Raw genomic sequence first — 18418 nt, forward strand, 5'->3', positions numbered from 1 at the left:
AAGATGGGACTTGCACTTCGATTAAACTTTGTTGATGTTGTATGTGATGATTCACTGAAAAATTTCTGGGCAAATGGAAAAAAGATTGGTTATCAGTTTGATGTACGTCTGAGCTATTATAGAGGACATTTTCTTTCCACGATAGATGAAATCGGTGTAAAGGTTGATGGTGTTGATGTGCCTACAGAGAATATTTCTCTGTGCCTTGACGGTAAAGAATACGGTGTAGCAGAGCTTCATGATCTGGTTAATGTGTTCTGGCCAATCATTGAGCCGGCTACAATTAAAGTATTCCAACCGGGCGGCCTGAGTGAAGGAGAGCATGATGTAGATTTTACACTTTACTTCAGATCCCCATACATGGCGCTCAGTGAGACAGAGTATCAGAGCATCGACAGTTGTGGCAGCAAGAGACTAAATGTTCAGAATTAAGGAGGAAATAAAAAGATGAGTAATGTAAAGCTTGGTGTAACCCTGTATTCATTTTCTACAGAATATTGCCAGGGGAAAATGACTCTGGAGGATTGTATTCGTACTGCGAAGGAACTTGGAGCAGCTGGATTTGAGATTGTTGCAACTCAAATGATTCCTTCTTACCCATATGTCAGTGATAAATTCCTCGGCGAATTAAAAGCTATTTGTCAGTATTATGATATGGAACCAGTCAGCTATGGAGCAAACTGTGACAGAGGACTTCGCGGCGACAGAAATCTTACAGGTGATGAAATGGTAGCTATGGCTGTTCGTGATATCAAGAATGCCCATAAAATGGGATGTAAGGTAGTACGTGAGCAGTGGCTTATGGGACCGGAAAACTTTGCAAAGCTTGCACCATTTGCGGAGCACTATGGTGTAAAGGTTGGTATTGAAGTTCATAATCCGGAGACTCCAATCACACAGTCCACAAAGGACTACATTGCAGCAATTGACAAGAGTGGCAGCAAATATCTCGGCCTGATCCCTGATTTTGGATGCTTTGCAAATAAGCCAAACAAGATGAACTGGGATAACGCTCTTGCAGATGGTGCCGATGAAAAATTGCTTGAAATGGCTCGTGATATGAAGTATGATAATGTTCCATACGATGAAGCTGTAAAGAGATTGACTGCAGCAGGCGCTAAGAAGGTGGAACTGACTACAATGCGTGATATGTACACATTCCTTACTTTCAAGAAGGATGTTTCCGCAGAACTTCAGGGACTTAAGGATATTATTCCATATTGCATCCATATGCACGGAAAGTATCACTATATGTATGAGAATCTTCAGGAGGCAGCGATCCCTTATGATGACATTATGAAGATCGTGAGTGAGTCTGATTATGATGGCTACATCGTATCTGAGTACGAAGAGTATAATTCCGGTCATTCGATCGAAATGCTTCGCAGACACTTAAAGATGATGCACAACTATGTAGACTAATTATGAGGGTAAGCGGATGAATGATAAAACACAGTTAAAAAGAGCTTCTAAACTGGGAGTGATTTTCTATAGCTGTGGAGATCTTGCCTCTCAGTTTGTGTGGACATTTATTGGTTCCTATCTTACGATATTCTATACGGATATCGTGGGATTGGCACCGGCAGCAGCGGCAGCAATTATGATGATAGCCCGTGTATGGGATGCAGTTAATGACCCAATGATGGGTGCTATCGCGGAACGAACCAGATCGAAACTAGGCCGTTTCAGACCTTACATATTGTTTGGTTCCCCACTGCTTGCTATTTTCTCAGTATTATGTTTTACACATCCATTTGAGGGATCTTCCACAGCAGGCGTTATTTATGCAGCGGTAACTTATATCATAACGGGTATGCTTTATACGTTGGTTAACATTCCTTATGGTGCTCTGGCATCTGTTATGACAGAAGATGCAGAACAGAGAAATCAAATCAATGCTTCCCGTAATGTGGGTATGAATGTAGGTATTTTGATCGTAAATGGAATTACAGCAAATATAATGCTTTTCTTTTCAGGAAAGGGAGCAGAGGTTGCCAATGGAAATGGATATTTCATGACAGCTCTTGTATATGCGATCATTTCTATTCCTTGTTTCCTCGCAGTATTCTTTACCTCTAAAGAACAGGTGGTTCCGGAGGTGACAAAGGAGAAATTCTCTTTAACGGCAACAATTAGTGGACTTGTAAAAAATAAAAACCTGATGATTCTTCTCGTGATTATGATCCTCCAGATGGCAGCATGGATGGGAAGAATCGGAGTTGTAATCTACTACATTATGTATTGCCTTGGATCCTTTACGTTGATTCCTGTTATTATGCTTGCACCATCCGTATGTGGTATCGTTAGTTCCTTACTGGTACCAAAGGTAATGAGCAAGCTTGGTAAGAGAGTGACACTTCAGATTGCTGTAACATGTCAGGGACTTGCCCTTCTGGCAATGTACTTTACACCGTTTGACAATCTGACTCTGATCATCATCGAAAGTGGATTGGTTGGCTTTTTCAACGTTTCCTTCCCATGTTCACTTTCCCTCCTTGGTGATGCGATCGACTACAATGAGTACAAGACAGGCATACGTAATGATGGAATCGCATATGCTACCTATGGTCTGGCACAGAAACTGGGTAATGCAATCGGTGCTTCTGTAGGTGTCTTACTTCTTGCTGCATTCGGTTATGTGGCAAATGCCCAGCAGACACCGGAAACATTACATGGAATTAATATGGTTGTAAATCTCATGCCTGCCATTATCTTTTTCCTGACAGCTATCTTCGCATTTACGTGGAGGTTGAAAGATAGTGAAGCGGATGAGGTTCGTGCAAAACTGCATGAGAGGAAGAGCAAAGAAAACATTGAATAATTGAAACATAAATTTCCTATTATAAAAAATTGACCGTATCTGATTGGACTGCGGTCAATTTTTTTATTGCAAAAGGATAGTTGTATTAGGTAAAATATAGAGAAAAGATGGGCATTGCAGCTGATCCATGGTGTTTAGAATAGAGTAAAGATTGGGGTGTTGGTATGAGAGAATATATTAAGAAGAACAAGATGGATGTGCAGATTTTAAGCAGATTACCCAAAGATACACATTTCCATCAGGAGGTAGAATTAGTCTATGTGATGGAAGGGGAACTAAGACTTTATGTGATGGAAAGGGAATATCATTTGAAAAGGGGGGATATCTGTGTGATCAATTCCAATGAAGAACACAGAATCGAAACTCAGGGTGAAATAACGACAGCCCATCTTTTCATTACATACTCATTGATTCGTTCTGTATATAATGGAGTAAGTTCGTTTTTTTTCTGTAACTCGACCAGTGAGGATGATGAGCGTTATGAGAAATTACGGGAATTGTTGAATCAGTTGCTAAAGAGAAAAATGTTTTGCGAGAAGGAAGCGGAAGAAGAACAGCATGAATATGAATATCTTTCTGTTTTTTATAAGGTGCTTGGATATCTGACTTCCAATTTTATAAAAAAGGCGAAGACGGATGCAGGCATGTCAATGCAGCAGAAATCTCAGATGCGGACATTGCAGATCAATGAGTATATTATGAATAATTATAATCAGCCGATCAGTCTGAAGTCACTTGCTGACACGCTCTACCTCTCAGAGGGATATTTGTCACGATATTTTAAAAAAATATATAATATGAGCTTTTCTGCTTATTTAAGGCAGGTTCGTCTCTCCCATGCCATGAGTGAACTTATGTATACGGATAAAGCGATTCTCCAGATTGCTCTGGATAATGGATTCTCCAGCATTTCTTTTTTTAATAAGGTGTTTAAGGAAGAATATGGAAAGTCTCCATCTCATATTCGAAATAGTGCGAAGGAAATGGAAAAAAAAGAAGAAGATATGGATTCTCTGGTCTTAAATCAAAAACTGGAAAAGTTTATCTATTCTATGGAGGAGGAACAGGAAAGTAAAAAAAGGGCGAAAATAATCAGAAAGACATTTCAAGTGGAAGACGGGGAGAAAATTCCTCAATTTTGGAATACGGCAATTAATATTGGCCAGGCATCAGATCTTCAGAATCATGAAGTCAGAAAACAGATCCTTCGGATGAAAGATTCGATGCATTTTAGATACATTAGGTTCTGGAGTCTTTTTTCAGATCGAATGATTATGAGAAACGATGAAGAAATTGGCCAGTATAATTTTACTAAGCTAGATAATATACTGGATTTCCTGGTAGAAAATGGATTGAAACCGTTTTTTGACATGGAAGAAAAGATAAAACGTGTAAACAGAACGGATAAGGATTTCCTTTTGTATGAAGAAAAGAACAATAAGGTTGATTCGCTTCAAATATGGGAGGAATTTATCAGGCAGTTGATTATGCATCTGGTAAGGCGCTATGGTATTGAAGAAGTAAACACTTGGAAGATGGAGGTGATTTTTGATGGATACTGTTTGAAAGGGATAGATCCGACAGATAGCTTTTTTCAGATTTTTAAATGTACTTATTCCATAATAAAAAAACACGCGCCTCATATGGAGATAGGAGGATGTGGTTTTTTCCCGGATTATTTGTGTCACCTGGAAAAAAGAGGAATGAATTTTTGGGAGGAGTGGATCCGACGTGCCCCTCTTCCTGACTTTTTTTCTTTTATGATTTATGCATATGAGGCAGATCCGGAAGGAAAAGAACGGTTTGGTAAAAAAAGTGAGGATCCGGATTATTTGAAAAACAGTATCCGCAAAATACGTGCGGAGCTGATACAGCATGGATTGTCTGGACAGAAGATTTATATAACGGAATGGAATCTGACGGTATCTGACAGAAATAAATTGAATGATCACTGTTTCCACGGCGCTTATGTCATGAAAAACATTATCGATGTTTTTGGTGAAATCGATATGTTGTGTTATTTCACCGGGACGGATATATACACAGAGTATTATGATACAGTATGGTTGATGCATGGAGGGGAAGGGCTTCTTACACGTGATGGAATTGCAAAGCCATCTGGATTCGCTTTCCGCTTTCTGAAAAAATTGAAACCATATTTTATAGATAAGACAGAAAACTGTCTTCTGACAACAGATAGAAGAAATCAGTATAGTTTGGTCTGCCATAATATGAAAAATCTGAATTATATGTATTATCTTCAGAGCGAGGAAACGCTGGAGTGGGATAAGCTTTGGAAGAATTTTGATGAATGGAATCCTTTGACATTGAAGCTTTGCATAAAGGGCGTTGAAAATGGAAATTATCAGATGACTATACAGAAAATTAATGAGAAGAGTGGAAGCATTCAGGATATATGGGCGGATCTGGAATATATCCAGGATCTGTCTGATAGTGAGATCAAGTATTTGCACAGAGCTACTGTTCCCAGGATGATCATACGAAAATTCTGTGTGGAGGATGAATGCATAGAGATAGAACTTCGAATGCGTCCTAATGAGATTGGATATATTAACCTGGAGAAAATGTGAAAATAGAAAAAAAGGTCAAAATCAAAGCAGTTGATTTTGACCTTTTTTCTTTTGCCTGTACTCTAATCTCAAAAAGGTAAAGAAATGACTTGCTGTTGAGACAGCACAAAGGTAGTTCCCATGACATGAAATGATTAAAATTAAGATATCAAAATACAGATGAAGAATATAAACGAAAGGAGAAAGACATGAAAATCAAATTGGGTATTATCGGATTTGGCGGAATGGGAAAGTGGCATGCAGAAAATGCCCCTCGTGCTGGCGTTGAAATTGCAGCAGTATGTGACATCGAAGAAGAAAAACAGCAGGATGCACTTAAAAAGGGATATAAGGTTTATACGACAGCAGATGAACTGTTAGAAGATAAGGAGGTAAACACAGTTATCTTAACAGTTCCAAACTATCTGCATAAAGAAATGTGTATCAAGGCTGCTAAAGCAGGTAAGAATGTCATTACAGAAAAACCGGCAGCTATGAATGTACAGGAGCTCGATGAAATGGAAGCGGCCTGCAAGGAAGCAGGAGTATTCTTTACTGCTCATCAGAACAGAAGATGGGATCGGGATATGCTGATAGTAAAGAAAGCATATGACGAAAACATGCTTGGAAACATCTTTACGATTGAATCGAAGCTTCATTCAGGAAATGGATATATGCATGAATGGCATATTTACAAAAAGTATGGCGGAGGTATGATTTACGATTGGGGTGTACATCTCATTGATCAGATTCTGTTCATGATGCCGGGAGTAAAAATCAAGTCAATCTATGCTGATATTCAGAATGTACTTCATGAAGAAGTAGATGATTATTTCAAGATTATCATGAAGATGGAGAATGGGATTACAGTTCATATTGAACTTTCCACATATATTCTGGAGTACCAGCCAAGATGGCTTGTAGGTGGAGATAAGGGTACCATGATTGTGAAGAACTTTGCCTGTGATGGAAATATCTACAGGACAGGAAAGATGCTTGAAAAGCTTCCTCCTCAGATCACTGAGACAGAAGCCGGTCCAACCAGACAGTTTGCGCCTGTACCACCAGGAGGAATCGTAACAGAACCACTTCCGGAGATTCAGACAGATTGGGTAGATTTCTACAGAAATGTGGATGATGTATTAAATAGGCGTGCGGAATCTAAAATTAAGATATCTGAGGTAAGGCGCGTACTTGCTGTTATGGAAGCGGCATGGAAGTCTGCAGAAACTGGAGAGGCTATTTTATTCGAATAAAAAACAGGAGGAAAAAATAATGAAGTTAGGTTTTATCACATCAATTTGCGAAGGAATGACATTTGAAGAGGTAGTAGATTTTGCTGCAGAAAATGGTCTGGAATGTTTGGAGGTTGCATGCTGGCCAAACTTTGGAGCAAAAAGAAGATATGCAGGAGTAAGCCACATTGATGTAGCTACTCTTACACCTGAGAAGGCAGAGGAAATTAAAGCGTTATGTGCTTCCAAGGGTGTGGAGATTTCTTCACTTTGCTATTATCCAAATACTATGGATCCGGATCTTGAAAAAAGACAGTCCTACATTGATCACATTTATAAACTGATCGATGCATCTGCAATGCTTGATGTTAACATGATCACTACATTTGTTGGAAGAGTTCCAGATAAGACATTTGCAGAAAATCTGGAGATTTTCAAAGAAGTATGGCCGCCAATTGTAAAATACGCAGAGGAAAAGGGCGTTAAGATCGCTATTGAAAACTGTCCGATGCTTTTCACAGATGATGAATGGCCGGGCGGACAGAATATTATGACAACGCCTGCAAACTGGAGAAAAATTTTCGAGATTATCGACAGTCCAAACTTTGGTATTAACTATGACCCGTCCCATTTTGTCTGGCAGCAGATTGACTATATTAAACCAATTTATGAGTTTAAGGATAAAATTTTCCATGTTCATTACAAGGATATTAAGGTTTATCAGGATAAGCTGGCTGATGTTGGAACAATGGCTACACCACTGCAGTATATGTCCCCGAAACTTCCAGGTCTCGGCGATGTTGACTGGGGAAAATATGTATCAGCTCTGACAGATATCGGATATGACGGATATACCTGTATCGAGGTTGAGGATAAAGCATTTGAGAACAGCCTTGAGGATGCGAAGAAAGCGGTTATTTTAAGTGCAAAATACCTTAGAAACTTTGTAATATAGGAGAACAAATAATGAAGAAATATGCATTTGGTGCAGATATTGGAGGGACCACCATCAAGCTAGGTCTGTTTGAGACACTTGGCAATTTGATTGAAGTCTGGGAAATTCCCACAAGAATTGAGGAGAATGGGAAATATATTCTGATAGATATTGCTGCGTCTATAGAAGAAAAACTGAAAGAGAAAAGAATCTCAAAACTAGATGTTGAAGGCATTGGAATGGGTGTCCCGGGACCAGTCGGCAGAGACGGCAATGTATTAAAATGTGTCAATCTGGGCTGGGGTGTGTTTAATGTAGAGAAGGAAATGACAACTCTCACAGGATTTAAGGCGAAAGCTGGTAATGATGCCAATGTTGCTGCTCTTGGAGAAATGTGGCAGGGTGGTGGCAAAGGTTACAGTGACATTGTAATGGTAACGCTTGGAACAGGTGTTGGCGGTGGCGTAATTATCGGCGGTAAGATTCTTACAGGAATTAACGGAGCAGCCGGCGAGATTGGACACATTCCCATGAAAGATGATGAAGAATTTGCCTGCGGATGTGGTAACAAGGGATGTCTTGAACAATATGCTTCTGCAAATGGAATCGTTATGATCACAAAGAGATATTTGGACGCGCACCCAGAGGAAGAGACAACGCTCAGAGATGTGGAAAAAATCACATCAAAGGAAATCTTTGATGAGGCGAAGAAGGGAGACAAGGTCAGTATACTCATGGTAGACGAGGTTGGGCGTATGCTTGGTAAGGCCCTCGCAGCGGTCGCATGTGTGGTCAATCCGGAAGCATTTGTTATTGGTGGTGGCATGTCTAAGGCGGGTGATATTCTGATTGATGCAATCAAGAAATATTACACGAAATATGCATTCCATGCTTCAAGAGAGACGGTGTTCAAGATGGCAGAACTCAGTAACAGTGCCGGAATCTATGGAGCAGTAAGACTTGTTCTGGAGTAGAATTTAAGGAGAAGAAAATGAAAAAAAGATTTTTTGCAGGATTATTAGCAGTAGCAATAGCCGTAAGTTTTACAGCTTGTGGCAGCAAAACAGGAACAGCAGATGCAGATAAAAGTACGTCAACAGATGCAGATGCAACACATATTTACGTATTAACAGCAGCTGAGGATCACGGCTGGACAGGTTCTGTTGCAACTTTCGCAAAGGAGAAGGTTGAGGAAGTGAATAAAGAAGGTACATATACTGCGGAGGTTATCACATCAGCTGACGCTACTGAGCAGATTACAAAAATCGAAGATATCGTGGCAAGTGATGAGGAGAATATCGCAGTAGTAATTCAGCCAATGGATGATACAGTACAGTCGGCAATCCAGCAGCTTGTAGATGCTAAGATTCCTTACGTAGCATTTGACCGTATCATTGATGCAGTTTCAGATTCAGCAGTTTCTAATGTCAAAGGTGACAACGAAGGTATTGGTGCTGGTGCAGCGGCTTATTTCGTATCATTAGGACTTCAGCCAGGGGAGGCTGTTTATGTGTATGAAGGAGATACTTCTTCAGTAACAACACTTCGTGACAAGGGTTTTACAGAGTACCTCACAGGTGAGATCGATTTTGCGGGCAAAACGATTTCCGATGATTTAAAGTGGTCAGAGGATGATCTGGATGCAATCACATATTCAGGAGCTATGAATTGGAGCCGTTCAGATACAAAAGAGTCATATGAGTCATTAATGGGAGACAGTTCAAATGCAGCAATTAAATGGTTCTATGCAGAGGATGATGAGCTTGCAATGGGTATCTTAGAGGCTCTCAATGGTGGTGGAATCAGTGATTCTACAAAGACAGCAATCTATGAGACACGGCCGGTTCTCACAGGATGTGGAGGACTTGATGAGTACTATGAGGTATTAAGAGGAAATTCATATGCAGACATTGTTGATAATTTTGACGGAGTAATGTCAGTAACATATAGTCCGGCTATGATCCAGAGCGCAATTCAGGATATGGTTGACTACTTAAATGGAGAGACAGTAGAGCAGGATCATGTGATCGAGTGTGAAAACGTAGTACCTGAAAATGTAGCTGATTATCCGTCGTTCTAAGAACTAAGACAATAACATTTTTTGAGCTAATAATTTCATAATTATCGGGATTCCGGAAGAGAGAGGCGCACATTCTCTTCCGGAGTTATATTATTTGAAGAAATTTTTATTTCCATAGGAGAACGGATATGAATCTTTTAGAAATGAAAAATATCTATAAATCCTTTAATGGTATGCTGGTTTTGAAGGATGTCAGCCTGATGGTAGAGGCAGGCGAGGTTCACGCTCTTTTAGGTGAGAACGGGGCAGGAAAATCCACGCTAATGAATATCCTCACAGGTGTTTACCAGAGAGACAAAGGAACAGTTGTGTTTGACGGCAAGAATTATAACACAATGACGATTGCTGAATCTGAAAAGATCGGAATTGCATTTGTACATCAGGAATTAAATTTATTTAATGATCTAAAAGTATACGAGAATATTTTTCTGACGAACGAATATACCGGGTCATTTGGACGTTTGGATAAGAAAAGAATGATCAGGGAAGCATCAGAGTTATTTGAAAGAATGGGAGTAGCAATTGATCCGCTGGCACTGGTAGATAATCTAAAGACCAGTGAAAAACAGTTATTAGAGATTGCGAAAGCATTATTACATAATGCAAAGCTTCTGATTCTGGATGAGCCAACAACATCTCTGAATAACGATGAGATTGCTCATCTGTTTGAGATTATCAAGAGATTAAAAAGATCAGGAACAGCATTTATTTTTATTTCCCATAAGATGCCGGAGGTCTTTGAACTTTCTGATCGCTATACAGTATTTCGAAATGGAGAGTTTATTGGAACTGGCATAACAGCAGAAACAACTCCAGAAGATATAACCTCTATGATGGTAGGAGTAAAATACTCTTCCGAAGATCTCTACGAGCCAAGAAAGACAGGTGAAACTGTGCTGAAAATTGGGCATCTATCAGGAAAAGGTTTTCATGATGTCAGTATGGAAGTGAAACGTGGACAGATTATCGGACTTACAGGACTTCAGGGATCTGGAAGCAGTGAAATCATGCAGGGTATCTTCGGTGCAACGAAAGTGACTGGCGGAAGTATAGAAGCATTTGGGAAAAAAGTACCTCTCGGTTCTATTCATACTTCTATGCAGTCAAAAATTGCAATGCTGGCTTCAAATCGAAAAGAAAACTCTGTAATCTCAGATATGAACCTTTTGGAAAATATGTATATCTCCGAACATACCCTATCGGCCCAAAAGTTTCGTATAAGAAAAAAGAGGAACAGAAGAAGTTCGACCGATATAAAGCCATGTTAAATATCAAGGCACAAAAAAGCTCAGATGGAATCAATTCATTAAGTGGCGGTAACCAGCAGAAACTTTTTCTTGCCAGATGGCTCAATACAGAAGCTGATATTTTACTTCTCGATAATCCAACACAGGGAATAGATGTGGGAGCCAAAGCAGAAATCTATAAATTGATTCTGGAATTAGCCAGTAAAGGAAAGAGTATTCTGATTAATACTCTGGAGATTCCGGAACTACAGAAAGTAGCCGATTATTGCGTTATTTTCTATGAAGGAAGTATCATCAAGATACTGCCGCACGAAGAAATTAACGAGCAGACAGTAATGATGTATTCCGTAAATGCTGTCAATAAATAATAACCAGAGGAGGAAGATCATGAGCGAAAAGAAAAAATCGGAACTTATCGCACAAATTTGGTTCCAGCATAGTTATATATTTGTATTTATTCTAATTTTTATTGTATATGCGGTTACATCCAATGGACTGACCTGGGGCGGAGTTATGAACATCTTTCGCCATTCAGCGGTAATCGGAATAATTGCATTGGGCATGGGACTGATCTGCCTGACAGGTGAAATTGATCTGTCGGTTGGTTCTATGCTTGCGTTGGTGGGAGGTTTCTCTGTAGTCATATATAATATAACCGGAAATATTTTAGTGACTTTATTATTCGCAATCGCAGGTGGCGCAATCTGCGGATTTATCAACGGTGTATTAGTTGGCGGCGTGGAAATGCCGGCATTTATCGTAACACTGGCAACCATGCTGATCTACAGATCCATTGCACAGTATGTGTGTCAGCACATTCCCAAAGATCTGTGTGGAGGCGGAAGCTCTGTATACCGCATGGATACAAAAATTGCCAGTTATCAGACATTTTACCAGTTAGGGAATGGAAAGATTGCTTCAATACCATATGTTGGCATTGTTCTCCTTATAATGACACTTTTATTTATCTACATTTCCACCAGTACAAAGTTTGGTAAGAAAATATATGCAATCGGCAGCAATCAGAAAGGGGCAGTTCTTGCAGGTATCAATGTCAGCCTGATGAAGATCATTGTATTTGTGATTGCAGGAGTTCTTGTAGGAATCGGCGCATTCCTCTGGATCGCAATGAATGCATCCTGTGATCCAGCAACATCAGGAAAAAACTATGAAATGTATGCAATCTCAGCAGTTGTGCTCGGTGGTATCAGTATGTCAGGTGGGAAAGGCAAGATGCTCGGTGTACTGTTTGGAATTATGTCATATACTATCATTGACAAGATTATTGTGGCTTTAAAAATGGATTCGCTTATAAATGATGCGATTAAAGGAACCATTCTGATTCTTGTCATTTTGATCCAGATTGCAGGACCAAAGTTGAAGTCGAAATTAAATAAATAAGTTTTTAGCAAATCAGGGTTCAATTTCCTAATTCTTTTTATTACTTAAATATTGAATATACTCATTTCCCCATATTTCTAACTCATGCAGTACTTTCCTGAATGATTGCTTTGGTGATACTGTAAGTGGATGGAAATATGAGGGAAATCAGATGATTTTATACGCCCTATTCAATTTTTTATCGTATTCCGGTATTCTCCGGGGATCATATCAAATACTTTTTTAAAATGCTGAATAAAATTTCTTAAATTGTCTGCATAAATGATATTTACTGATTCCTGTAAATCCTGCAATAGCTTCTAAGGTAATATCCTGCGCAAAATGATGTTCCAGGTAACTTTGAAGAAGACTGATTGTATCAGGTATTTCTTCAGTCTTCTGAAATTCTTTCAGGCATTCTAAAATATAAAAGAGCATTTTCTCCAATTCAAAAGAAATATAAAAATCACGATTGATCATCGGTTCGTTTTGCATTCTCAGCTCTCTGAACAGTTACTAAATTAAAAAAAATTAATCATAATAATAATGTGATGATATCACAGAAAATAAATGAAGTTCAGATTATAATAAAGCCATAAAAGAAAAAACAAGGAGGACTGTAAAATGTCTGCTATTAATATCAATAAGAATAATTTTCAGAATGAAATAAAGAATTCCGAGAAACCTGTTCTTTTGGATTTTTGGGCTCCTTGGTGTGCACCTTGCCGTATGTTGGCTCCTGTCGTATAGGAGATTGCGAGTGAACGTGCAGATATCAAAGTTGGAAAAATCAATATAGAGGAGCAGTCTGAACTAGCAAATAAGTTCGGTATTTTAGAAATGCTTTAAAGAGGAAAGGTGGAAAAAGATGAAGATAATAATCGTAGGCGGTGTAGCCGGAGGAGCTACAGCCGCAGCAAGAATCCGAAGACTGGATGAACATGCAGAAATTACTGTGTTTGAAAGATCCGGATACATATCCTATGCGAATTGTGGGCTTCCATATTATATTGGAGATGTGATCACAGATCCGGAAGAACTTACACTACAGACACCTGAGAGTTTTTTAAAACGCTTCCGCATTAATATGAAAATTCATCATGAAGTTATCTCCATACATCCGGAACGTAAAACTGTTTCAGTAAAGAATTTAGAAAACAGTGAAATATTTGAAGAAAATTACGATAAACTTATCCTTTCTCCAGGTGCAAAGCCAACACAGCCGAGACTTCCTGGAGTAGGCATTGATAAACTTTTTACACTTCGTACAGTAGAAGATACTTTTCGGATAAAGGAATATATAAATAAGAATCATCCAAAATCGGCTGTATTGGCTGGTGGCGGTTTTATTGGTCTGGAACTGGCAGAAAATTTGAGGGAGCTTGGCATGGATGTTACAATTGTTCAGCGACCTAAGCAGCTGATGAATCCTTTTGATCCGGATATGGCATCCATGATCCATAATGAAATGAGAAAGCATGGAATAAAACTGGTATTGGGCTATACTGTAGAAGGATTTAAAGAAAAAGACAATGGAGTGGAGGTCTTATTGAAAGATAATCCATCTCTTCATGCTGATATGGTAGTACTGGCAATTGGCGTTACACCAGACACAGCATTAGCAAAAGAAGCCGGTCTGGAACTTGGTATCAAGGAAAGTATTGTAGTGAATGACAGAATGGAAACTTCTGTATCAGAACATTTATGCTGCAGGTGATGCAGTTCAGGTAAAACATTATGTTACTGGCAATGATACGTTAATCTCTTTAGCGGGACCTGTCAATAAACAGGGAAGGATCATTGCTGATAATATTTGTGGTGGTGATAGTCATTACTTGGGTAGTCAGGGAAGCTCCGTTATCAAAGTGTTTGATATGACAGCAGCCACTACAGGTATCAATGAAACCAATGCCAAAAAGTCAGGATTAGAGGTAGATACAGTAATTCTTTCTCCTATGAGTCATGCCGGTTACTATCCTGGTGGAAAAGTGATGACAATGAAGGTGGTTTTCGAAAAAGAGACTTATCGTTTGCTTGGTGCTCAGATTATTGGATATGAAGGAGTTGATAAACGTATTGATGTACTGGCAACAGCAATTCATGCAGGGCTGAATGCAACCCAACTGAAAGATTTGGATCTCGCATATGCACCTCCTTATTCCTCTGCCAAGGATCCTGTAAATATGGCCGGATTCATGATAGACAATATAGCAAAAGGGACCTTAAAACAATGGCATTTGGAAGATGTGGATAAGATTTCTAAAGATAAAAATGCTGTGTTGCTGGATGTGAGAACGGTAGATGAATTTAGCAGGGGCCATATTAATGGATTTAAAAATATTCCTGTAGATGAACTGAGGAAACGTATCAATGAAGTTGAGAAAGGAAAGCCTGTATATCTAATATGCCAGAGTGGGCTGCGCAGTTATATTGCGAGCCGTATTCTGGAGGGAAATGGATATGAAACATACAACTTTTCCGGCGGATTTCGCTTCTATGATGCAGTGGTTAATGACCGTACGCTGATCGAAAGAGCACATGCATGTGGTATGGATTATTAGAAAAACAGTTTTATGATCTTTGTAGAGTTTCCAATCTTTTCGAATCAAGGATTGTGATTTTGCCGCGGGAGAGTCTGACAAGCCCCTCGCCTTGAAAGTATCGAAGCATTCGAGTGATAACTTCCCTGTGGGAACCAAGATGATTGGCGATAGTTTCGTGAGTGATTTTCAATTCATTTGCACCTTCAATAGAGGTCTCTTCTAAAAGAAATGAAGCAACACGCTTATCCAAACTCTTCCACATGATTTGTTCAATCAGCCACATGACATCAGAAAAACGGGTAGCCATTAACTCATTGGTATAGTTTGCAACGGGAGCAGATTCCTTCATAATACCTTTATAGATTTCAGCAGGGATGATCCAAAGATCAGTATCTTTTTCTGCTTCAATGGTTACTTCAAATTGAATGGATCGTATGATACATGAGGCGGATAAAAGACACATATCCATATCGAACAGACGGTAGAGTGTAATCTCCCGTCCTTCATCTGAAAGTATGTAAGTTCGAAGCTGCCCGGATTTAACCAGTAATAATCCAGTACAATCCAGGTTTCCGTTGTGAATGACTGTTCCTTTTTTTACATGCTGTGTGATTAAATTATCTGAAATTAGTTTTTTTTGTGCTGTATTTAACTCATTCCATACTGGAAAATGATTTTCGAAGTTCATAACAGTTATCTCCTTTACGAACATAGTATACTTGCTTTTTTAGGATGCGTCAATCCTATAATTGACATATGCCATTTATAAGGTTATTATATAAGAAAAGCGAGAAAGGAGCAGTTTATGCCGAGACCAGTAAAATGCAGAAAAGTTTGTTATTTCCCCAATATTTTAGAATTCCTTCCGGCAGATAATACTGAGAAAAAAACACCTATTGTTCTGACGGTAGATGAGTATGAGACAATTCGTCTTTTGGACAAGAAAGGCTATAGTCAGGAGCAGTGTGCAGCATCTATGCAAGTCGCAAGAACAACAGTTCAACGGATTTACGAGATTGCCAGGAAGAAAATAGCAGATGCACTTATTGATGGACATCCGCTTAGAATTGAGGGAGGGGATTTCATAATCTGTGACGGTCAGAGCAGCAACTGTAGCTTTGGAGGATGTTACAAACAGGAAATTTACCAAAAATATGCAGCAGAAAAAGGAGAAGGTATTATGAGAATAGCAGTAACATATGAAAATGGACAGATTTTCCAGCACTTTGGACACACAGAGACATTTAAGATTTACGATGTAGAGGAAGGAAAAGTAGTACATTCAGAAGTAGTAGATACAAATGGAAGCGGACATGGTGCATTGGCGGGAGTTCTTAGTGCATTGAACGCAGATGTTTTGATCTGTGGCGGAATCGGAGGCGGTGCACAGACAGCGTTAGCGGCAGCAGGCATTAAGCTTTTTGGAGGAGTTTCCGGAGATGCGGATGAAGCAGTAGAAGCCTTTATTAATGAAACATTGGATTACAATCCAGATGTGAAGTGTTCTCATCACGAGCACAGTCACGAGGAAGGACATACATGTGGCGAGCATGGGTGTGGAAGCCATAGCTGTCATTAAGAAGAATAGCAAAAAATAATGTGACTGTTCAGAGCCAACCTCCAAAATGATACGTATTTTGGAGGTTGGCTCTGAACGGTTACATATTTTTATTGTTTGCTTAACTGGGAGCAGTTTTATTTTTGGTTTTCTGCCTGATATTTCTTGTATTCTTCTACAGGCATATCCAGGCCGGTATATAATTTATAAGCCGCAACGCCCTGCCACAGAAGCATACCTTTTCCACCGATAGTTTCTGCACAACCGGCTTCTTTTGCTTCCCGAAGAAGTTTTGTTTCTTCCGGATTATATACAACATCACATACGATCAAATCAGAACGAAATACAGATTTGTCCGTGATTGGGGAAAGGTCTTCGTGAGGTTTCATTCCTACCAGTGTTCCATTTACCAGAATATCTGCTTTTGCAATTTCTTCTTTCAAATTTTCTTGATCATCCAGACAAAATACCTGAACATTACAATCCGGTACTTCGCTTTTCAGTTTAGCAGCGGTGTCTTTTGCGCGATTAAGAAACGGATCGTCTGGATTGAAGACGGAAATGGATGTTGCTCCATCAAGTGCACACTGTACCAAGATGGCTGTTGCAGCTCCTCCTGCACCTAAAATCACCATTTTCTTTCCTTTTACATCTACACCATGATCTCTTAGATTTTCCACAAAACCGATACCATCTGTCATGTGTCCGATCAGTTTTCCGTTCTCATTAACAATTGTATTCACTGCACCGATAATTCTTGCAGCAGGTGATAACTCATCCATGTTCTGAGCTGCTGCCGTTTTACATGGCATAGTTACATTGCACCCTCTCATTTTGAACAGACGCATCGCATCCAATGCTGCCGGTACCTGATCTTCCTTAATGTCAAAAGCCATGTAGCTGTAGTCCAAATTATGATAACGGAAGCAGAAGTTATACATATCAGGAGATCCTGAATGTCCTACTGGACTTCCAATCAATGCTAATAAACCTGTTGTTCCTTTAATTCTCTGTTCCATTTTCTCCTCCTGTTTTGAGTCTGAATTTGAGATGCGACTTCATAAGTTTCTTTTACTCGCTGTCCATCTGGCGCAGTCTGAGAATTAGTTCTTCGCAAATCTGCAATTCATCTTTTCCGTCTGTTTCAATGATAATATCCGCTGCTGTTTCATATTTTTCTCTTCGTTTCTCCATAAGATCGGCAATAAACGGAACTGTTTTGTTATTTTCAATCAGCGGACGGTCATGGCTGTCTTTGACACGATCCAGAATAGTTTCAGGTTTGGCAGTCAGAAGAACTACACGTCCGTTTTTCTTCATCTCAACGACATTACATTCTCTCATCGGAGTTCCACCGCCACAGGAAATCACGACATTCGTTTTGGACTGCATTTCGATAAGAAGGTTGGTCTCCAGGTTGCGGAAATACTGTTCGCCATATACTTCAAAAATATCGGAAATAGTCATACCTTCTCTTTCAGCTATGATCTGATCCATCTCGATTACTTCCATTGCAAAGGAGTTTTTCAAAAACTCTGAGATGGTACTTTTACCGGCTCCCATGAATCCAATAAGCACAATATTATAGTTAAACAATTTTCTGGACTGGATTCTTTTACTGTTCAGTGTGATGCTTTCAAATACATCTGCTACTTCAGTTTTATGACGTTTTTCTTCCATTCTCTTTTCCAGCCATTCTTTCTGTTTGGCTTCTTGTTCCGGCTGTAAGATTGGAAGATCATTGGCCTCCTTATAAGCCATGATATCTTCTACAATACGATTACGCATAAGCAATGCATCCAGGATGATTTCATCACACTGGCCAAGACTCTCTCTTAATATTTCTAACTGATCCATTTTATCACCTTTCCTATCTTATTATTTTTAATATTATAACAGCTGTTTTTGTATACTACAATACAATTTAGTGATTTTCTGCTTTAAATCGCTAAAGCTTTTTGAAATAGCAATTATACCAGAATGTGTTGACGTGTAATCGTAATGACGGTACAATTATTGTAGATATTGAGAGGATACTAAGGAGGAAAAT

The 18418-nt window shown here is 39.2% G+C and carries 14 protein-coding genes and 3 pseudogenes; 13 read left to right on the top strand and 4 right to left on the bottom strand.

Going from position 1 to position 18418, the window contains the following annotated elements; genetic code table 11:
* Positions 1–3: 3 nt before the first annotated feature.
* The 10 genes and pseudogenes from ACZ47Z_RS02560 to ACZ47Z_RS02605 all read left to right on the top strand — a co-directional run bounded on the left by ACZ47Z_RS02560 (position 4) and on the right by ACZ47Z_RS02605 (position 12288).
* On the top strand, positions 4–432 hold the full coding sequence (locus ACZ47Z_RS02560; protein WP_117542328.1) for a C-glycoside deglycosidase beta subunit domain-containing protein: 429 nt from the start codon (positions 4–6) through the stop codon (positions 430–432).
* Positions 433–447: 15 nt separating this feature from the next.
* A complete protein-coding gene (locus tag ACZ47Z_RS02565; RefSeq protein ID WP_464525832.1) occupies positions 448–1422 on the top strand; it encodes a sugar phosphate isomerase/epimerase family protein in 975 nt (324 codons plus the stop codon).
* A gap of 16 nt (positions 1423–1438) precedes the next feature.
* Positions 1439–2821 (top strand): MFS transporter, encoded by a 1383-nt coding sequence (locus ACZ47Z_RS02570; RefSeq protein ID WP_117542326.1) that lies wholly within the window; start codon positions 1439–1441, stop codon positions 2819–2821.
* A 164-nt stretch (positions 2822–2985) separates the two neighbouring features.
* Complete coding sequence (locus ACZ47Z_RS02575) at positions 2986–5412, top strand: GH39 family glycosyl hydrolase (protein ID WP_464525833.1); 2427 nt, start codon at positions 2986–2988, stop codon at positions 5410–5412.
* Positions 5413–5600: 188 nt separating this feature from the next.
* Positions 5601–6647: a Gfo/Idh/MocA family protein gene (locus ACZ47Z_RS02580; RefSeq protein ID WP_464525834.1), complete on the top strand. Its 1047-nt coding sequence runs from the start codon at positions 5601–5603 to the stop codon at positions 6645–6647.
* A gap of 19 nt (positions 6648–6666) precedes the next feature.
* Positions 6667–7581 (top strand): sugar phosphate isomerase/epimerase family protein, encoded by a 915-nt coding sequence (locus ACZ47Z_RS02585; RefSeq protein WP_464525835.1) that lies wholly within the window; start codon positions 6667–6669, stop codon positions 7579–7581.
* Between the two features lie 11 nt (positions 7582–7592).
* Positions 7593–8534 carry an ROK family glucokinase gene (locus ACZ47Z_RS02590; protein WP_464525836.1) on the top strand — a complete coding sequence of 314 codons (942 nt, stop codon included), beginning with the start codon at positions 7593–7595 and terminating at the stop codon, positions 8532–8534.
* Between the two features lie 17 nt (positions 8535–8551).
* Positions 8552–9640 (top strand): substrate-binding domain-containing protein, encoded by a 1089-nt coding sequence (locus ACZ47Z_RS02595; RefSeq protein WP_464525837.1) that lies wholly within the window; start codon positions 8552–8554, stop codon positions 9638–9640.
* 200 nt (positions 9641–9840) lie between these two features.
* A pseudogene (locus ACZ47Z_RS02600) lies at positions 9841–11255 on the top strand (sugar ABC transporter ATP-binding protein).
* A 19-nt stretch (positions 11256–11274) separates the two neighbouring features.
* Positions 11275–12288 (top strand): ABC transporter permease, encoded by a 1014-nt coding sequence (locus ACZ47Z_RS02605; protein WP_464525838.1) that lies wholly within the window; start codon positions 11275–11277, stop codon positions 12286–12288.
* A gap of 222 nt (positions 12289–12510) precedes the next feature.
* On the opposite strand, the gene ACZ47Z_RS02610 is transcribed toward ACZ47Z_RS02605, so the two are convergent.
* Positions 12511–12762, bottom strand: coding sequence for an AraC family transcriptional regulator (locus ACZ47Z_RS02610; RefSeq protein ID WP_054754294.1), 252 nt, complete (start codon positions 12760–12762; stop codon positions 12511–12513).
* A gap of 129 nt (positions 12763–12891) precedes the next feature.
* Here ACZ47Z_RS02610 and ACZ47Z_RS02615 point away from each other — a divergent pair.
* Positions 12892–13110 (top strand): annotated as a pseudogene (locus ACZ47Z_RS02615) (thioredoxin family protein); the annotation flags it as partial.
* A gap of 25 nt (positions 13111–13135) precedes the next feature.
* Positions 13136–14828, top strand: a pseudogene (locus tag ACZ47Z_RS02620) (FAD-dependent oxidoreductase).
* A 10-nt stretch (positions 14829–14838) separates the two neighbouring features.
* On the opposite strand, the gene ACZ47Z_RS02625 reads toward ACZ47Z_RS02620, so the two are convergent.
* Positions 14839–15498: a Crp/Fnr family transcriptional regulator gene (locus tag ACZ47Z_RS02625; RefSeq protein WP_464525839.1), complete on the bottom strand. Its 660-nt coding sequence runs from the start codon at positions 15496–15498 to the stop codon at positions 14839–14841.
* Positions 15499–15615: 117 nt separating this feature from the next.
* Between ACZ47Z_RS02625 and ACZ47Z_RS02630 the strand changes: the two genes are divergently transcribed.
* Positions 15616–16389, top strand: coding sequence for a NifB/NifX family molybdenum-iron cluster-binding protein (locus ACZ47Z_RS02630; RefSeq protein WP_464525840.1), 774 nt, complete (start codon positions 15616–15618; stop codon positions 16387–16389).
* Positions 16390–16505: 116 nt separating this feature from the next.
* Here ACZ47Z_RS02630 and aroE read toward each other — a convergent pair whose 3' ends face one another.
* Positions 16506–17387 (bottom strand): shikimate dehydrogenase, encoded by an 882-nt coding sequence (gene aroE, locus ACZ47Z_RS02635; protein ID WP_464525841.1) that lies wholly within the window; start codon positions 17385–17387, stop codon positions 16506–16508.
* 52 nt (positions 17388–17439) lie between these two features.
* Positions 17440–18225, bottom strand: coding sequence for a shikimate kinase (locus ACZ47Z_RS02640; protein WP_464525842.1), 786 nt, complete (start codon positions 18223–18225; stop codon positions 17440–17442).
* Between the last annotated feature and the right edge of the window lie 193 nt (positions 18226–18418).

The organism is Mediterraneibacter faecis (assembly GCF_055383675.1).

Bases quoted from the DNA above. Each gene is read 5' to 3' on its own strand.
- ACZ47Z_RS02630 (WP_464525840.1), top strand. From the start codon at position 15,616: ATGCCGAGACCAGTAAAATGCAGAAAAGTTTGTTATTTCCCCAATATT.
- ACZ47Z_RS02565 (WP_464525832.1), top strand. From the start codon at position 448: ATGAGTAATGTAAAGCTTGGTGTAACCCTGTATTCATTTTCTACAGAA.
- aroE (WP_464525841.1), bottom strand. From the start codon at position 17,387: ATGGAACAGAGAATTAAAGGAACAACAGGTTTATTAGCATTGATTGGA.
- ACZ47Z_RS02575 (WP_464525833.1), top strand. From the start codon at position 2,986: ATGAGAGAATATATTAAGAAGAACAAGATGGATGTGCAGATTTTAAGC.
- ACZ47Z_RS02605 (WP_464525838.1), top strand. From the start codon at position 11,275: ATGAGCGAAAAGAAAAAATCGGAACTTATCGCACAAATTTGGTTCCAG.
- ACZ47Z_RS02570 (WP_117542326.1), top strand. From the start codon at position 1,439: ATGAATGATAAAACACAGTTAAAAAGAGCTTCTAAACTGGGAGTGATT.
- ACZ47Z_RS02560 (WP_117542328.1), top strand. From the start codon at position 4: ATGGGACTTGCACTTCGATTAAACTTTGTTGATGTTGTATGTGATGAT.
- ACZ47Z_RS02585 (WP_464525835.1), top strand. From the start codon at position 6,667: ATGAAGTTAGGTTTTATCACATCAATTTGCGAAGGAATGACATTTGAA.
- ACZ47Z_RS02580 (WP_464525834.1), top strand. From the start codon at position 5,601: ATGAAAATCAAATTGGGTATTATCGGATTTGGCGGAATGGGAAAGTGG.
- ACZ47Z_RS02610 (WP_054754294.1), bottom strand. From the start codon at position 12,762: ATGCAAAACGAACCGATGATCAATCGTGATTTTTATATTTCTTTTGAA.
- ACZ47Z_RS02595 (WP_464525837.1), top strand. From the start codon at position 8,552: ATGAAAAAAAGATTTTTTGCAGGATTATTAGCAGTAGCAATAGCCGTA.
- ACZ47Z_RS02640 (WP_464525842.1), bottom strand. From the start codon at position 18,225: ATGGATCAGTTAGAAATATTAAGAGAGAGTCTTGGCCAGTGTGATGAA.
- ACZ47Z_RS02625 (WP_464525839.1), bottom strand. From the start codon at position 15,498: ATGAACTTCGAAAATCATTTTCCAGTATGGAATGAGTTAAATACAGCA.
- ACZ47Z_RS02590 (WP_464525836.1), top strand. From the start codon at position 7,593: ATGAAGAAATATGCATTTGGTGCAGATATTGGAGGGACCACCATCAAG.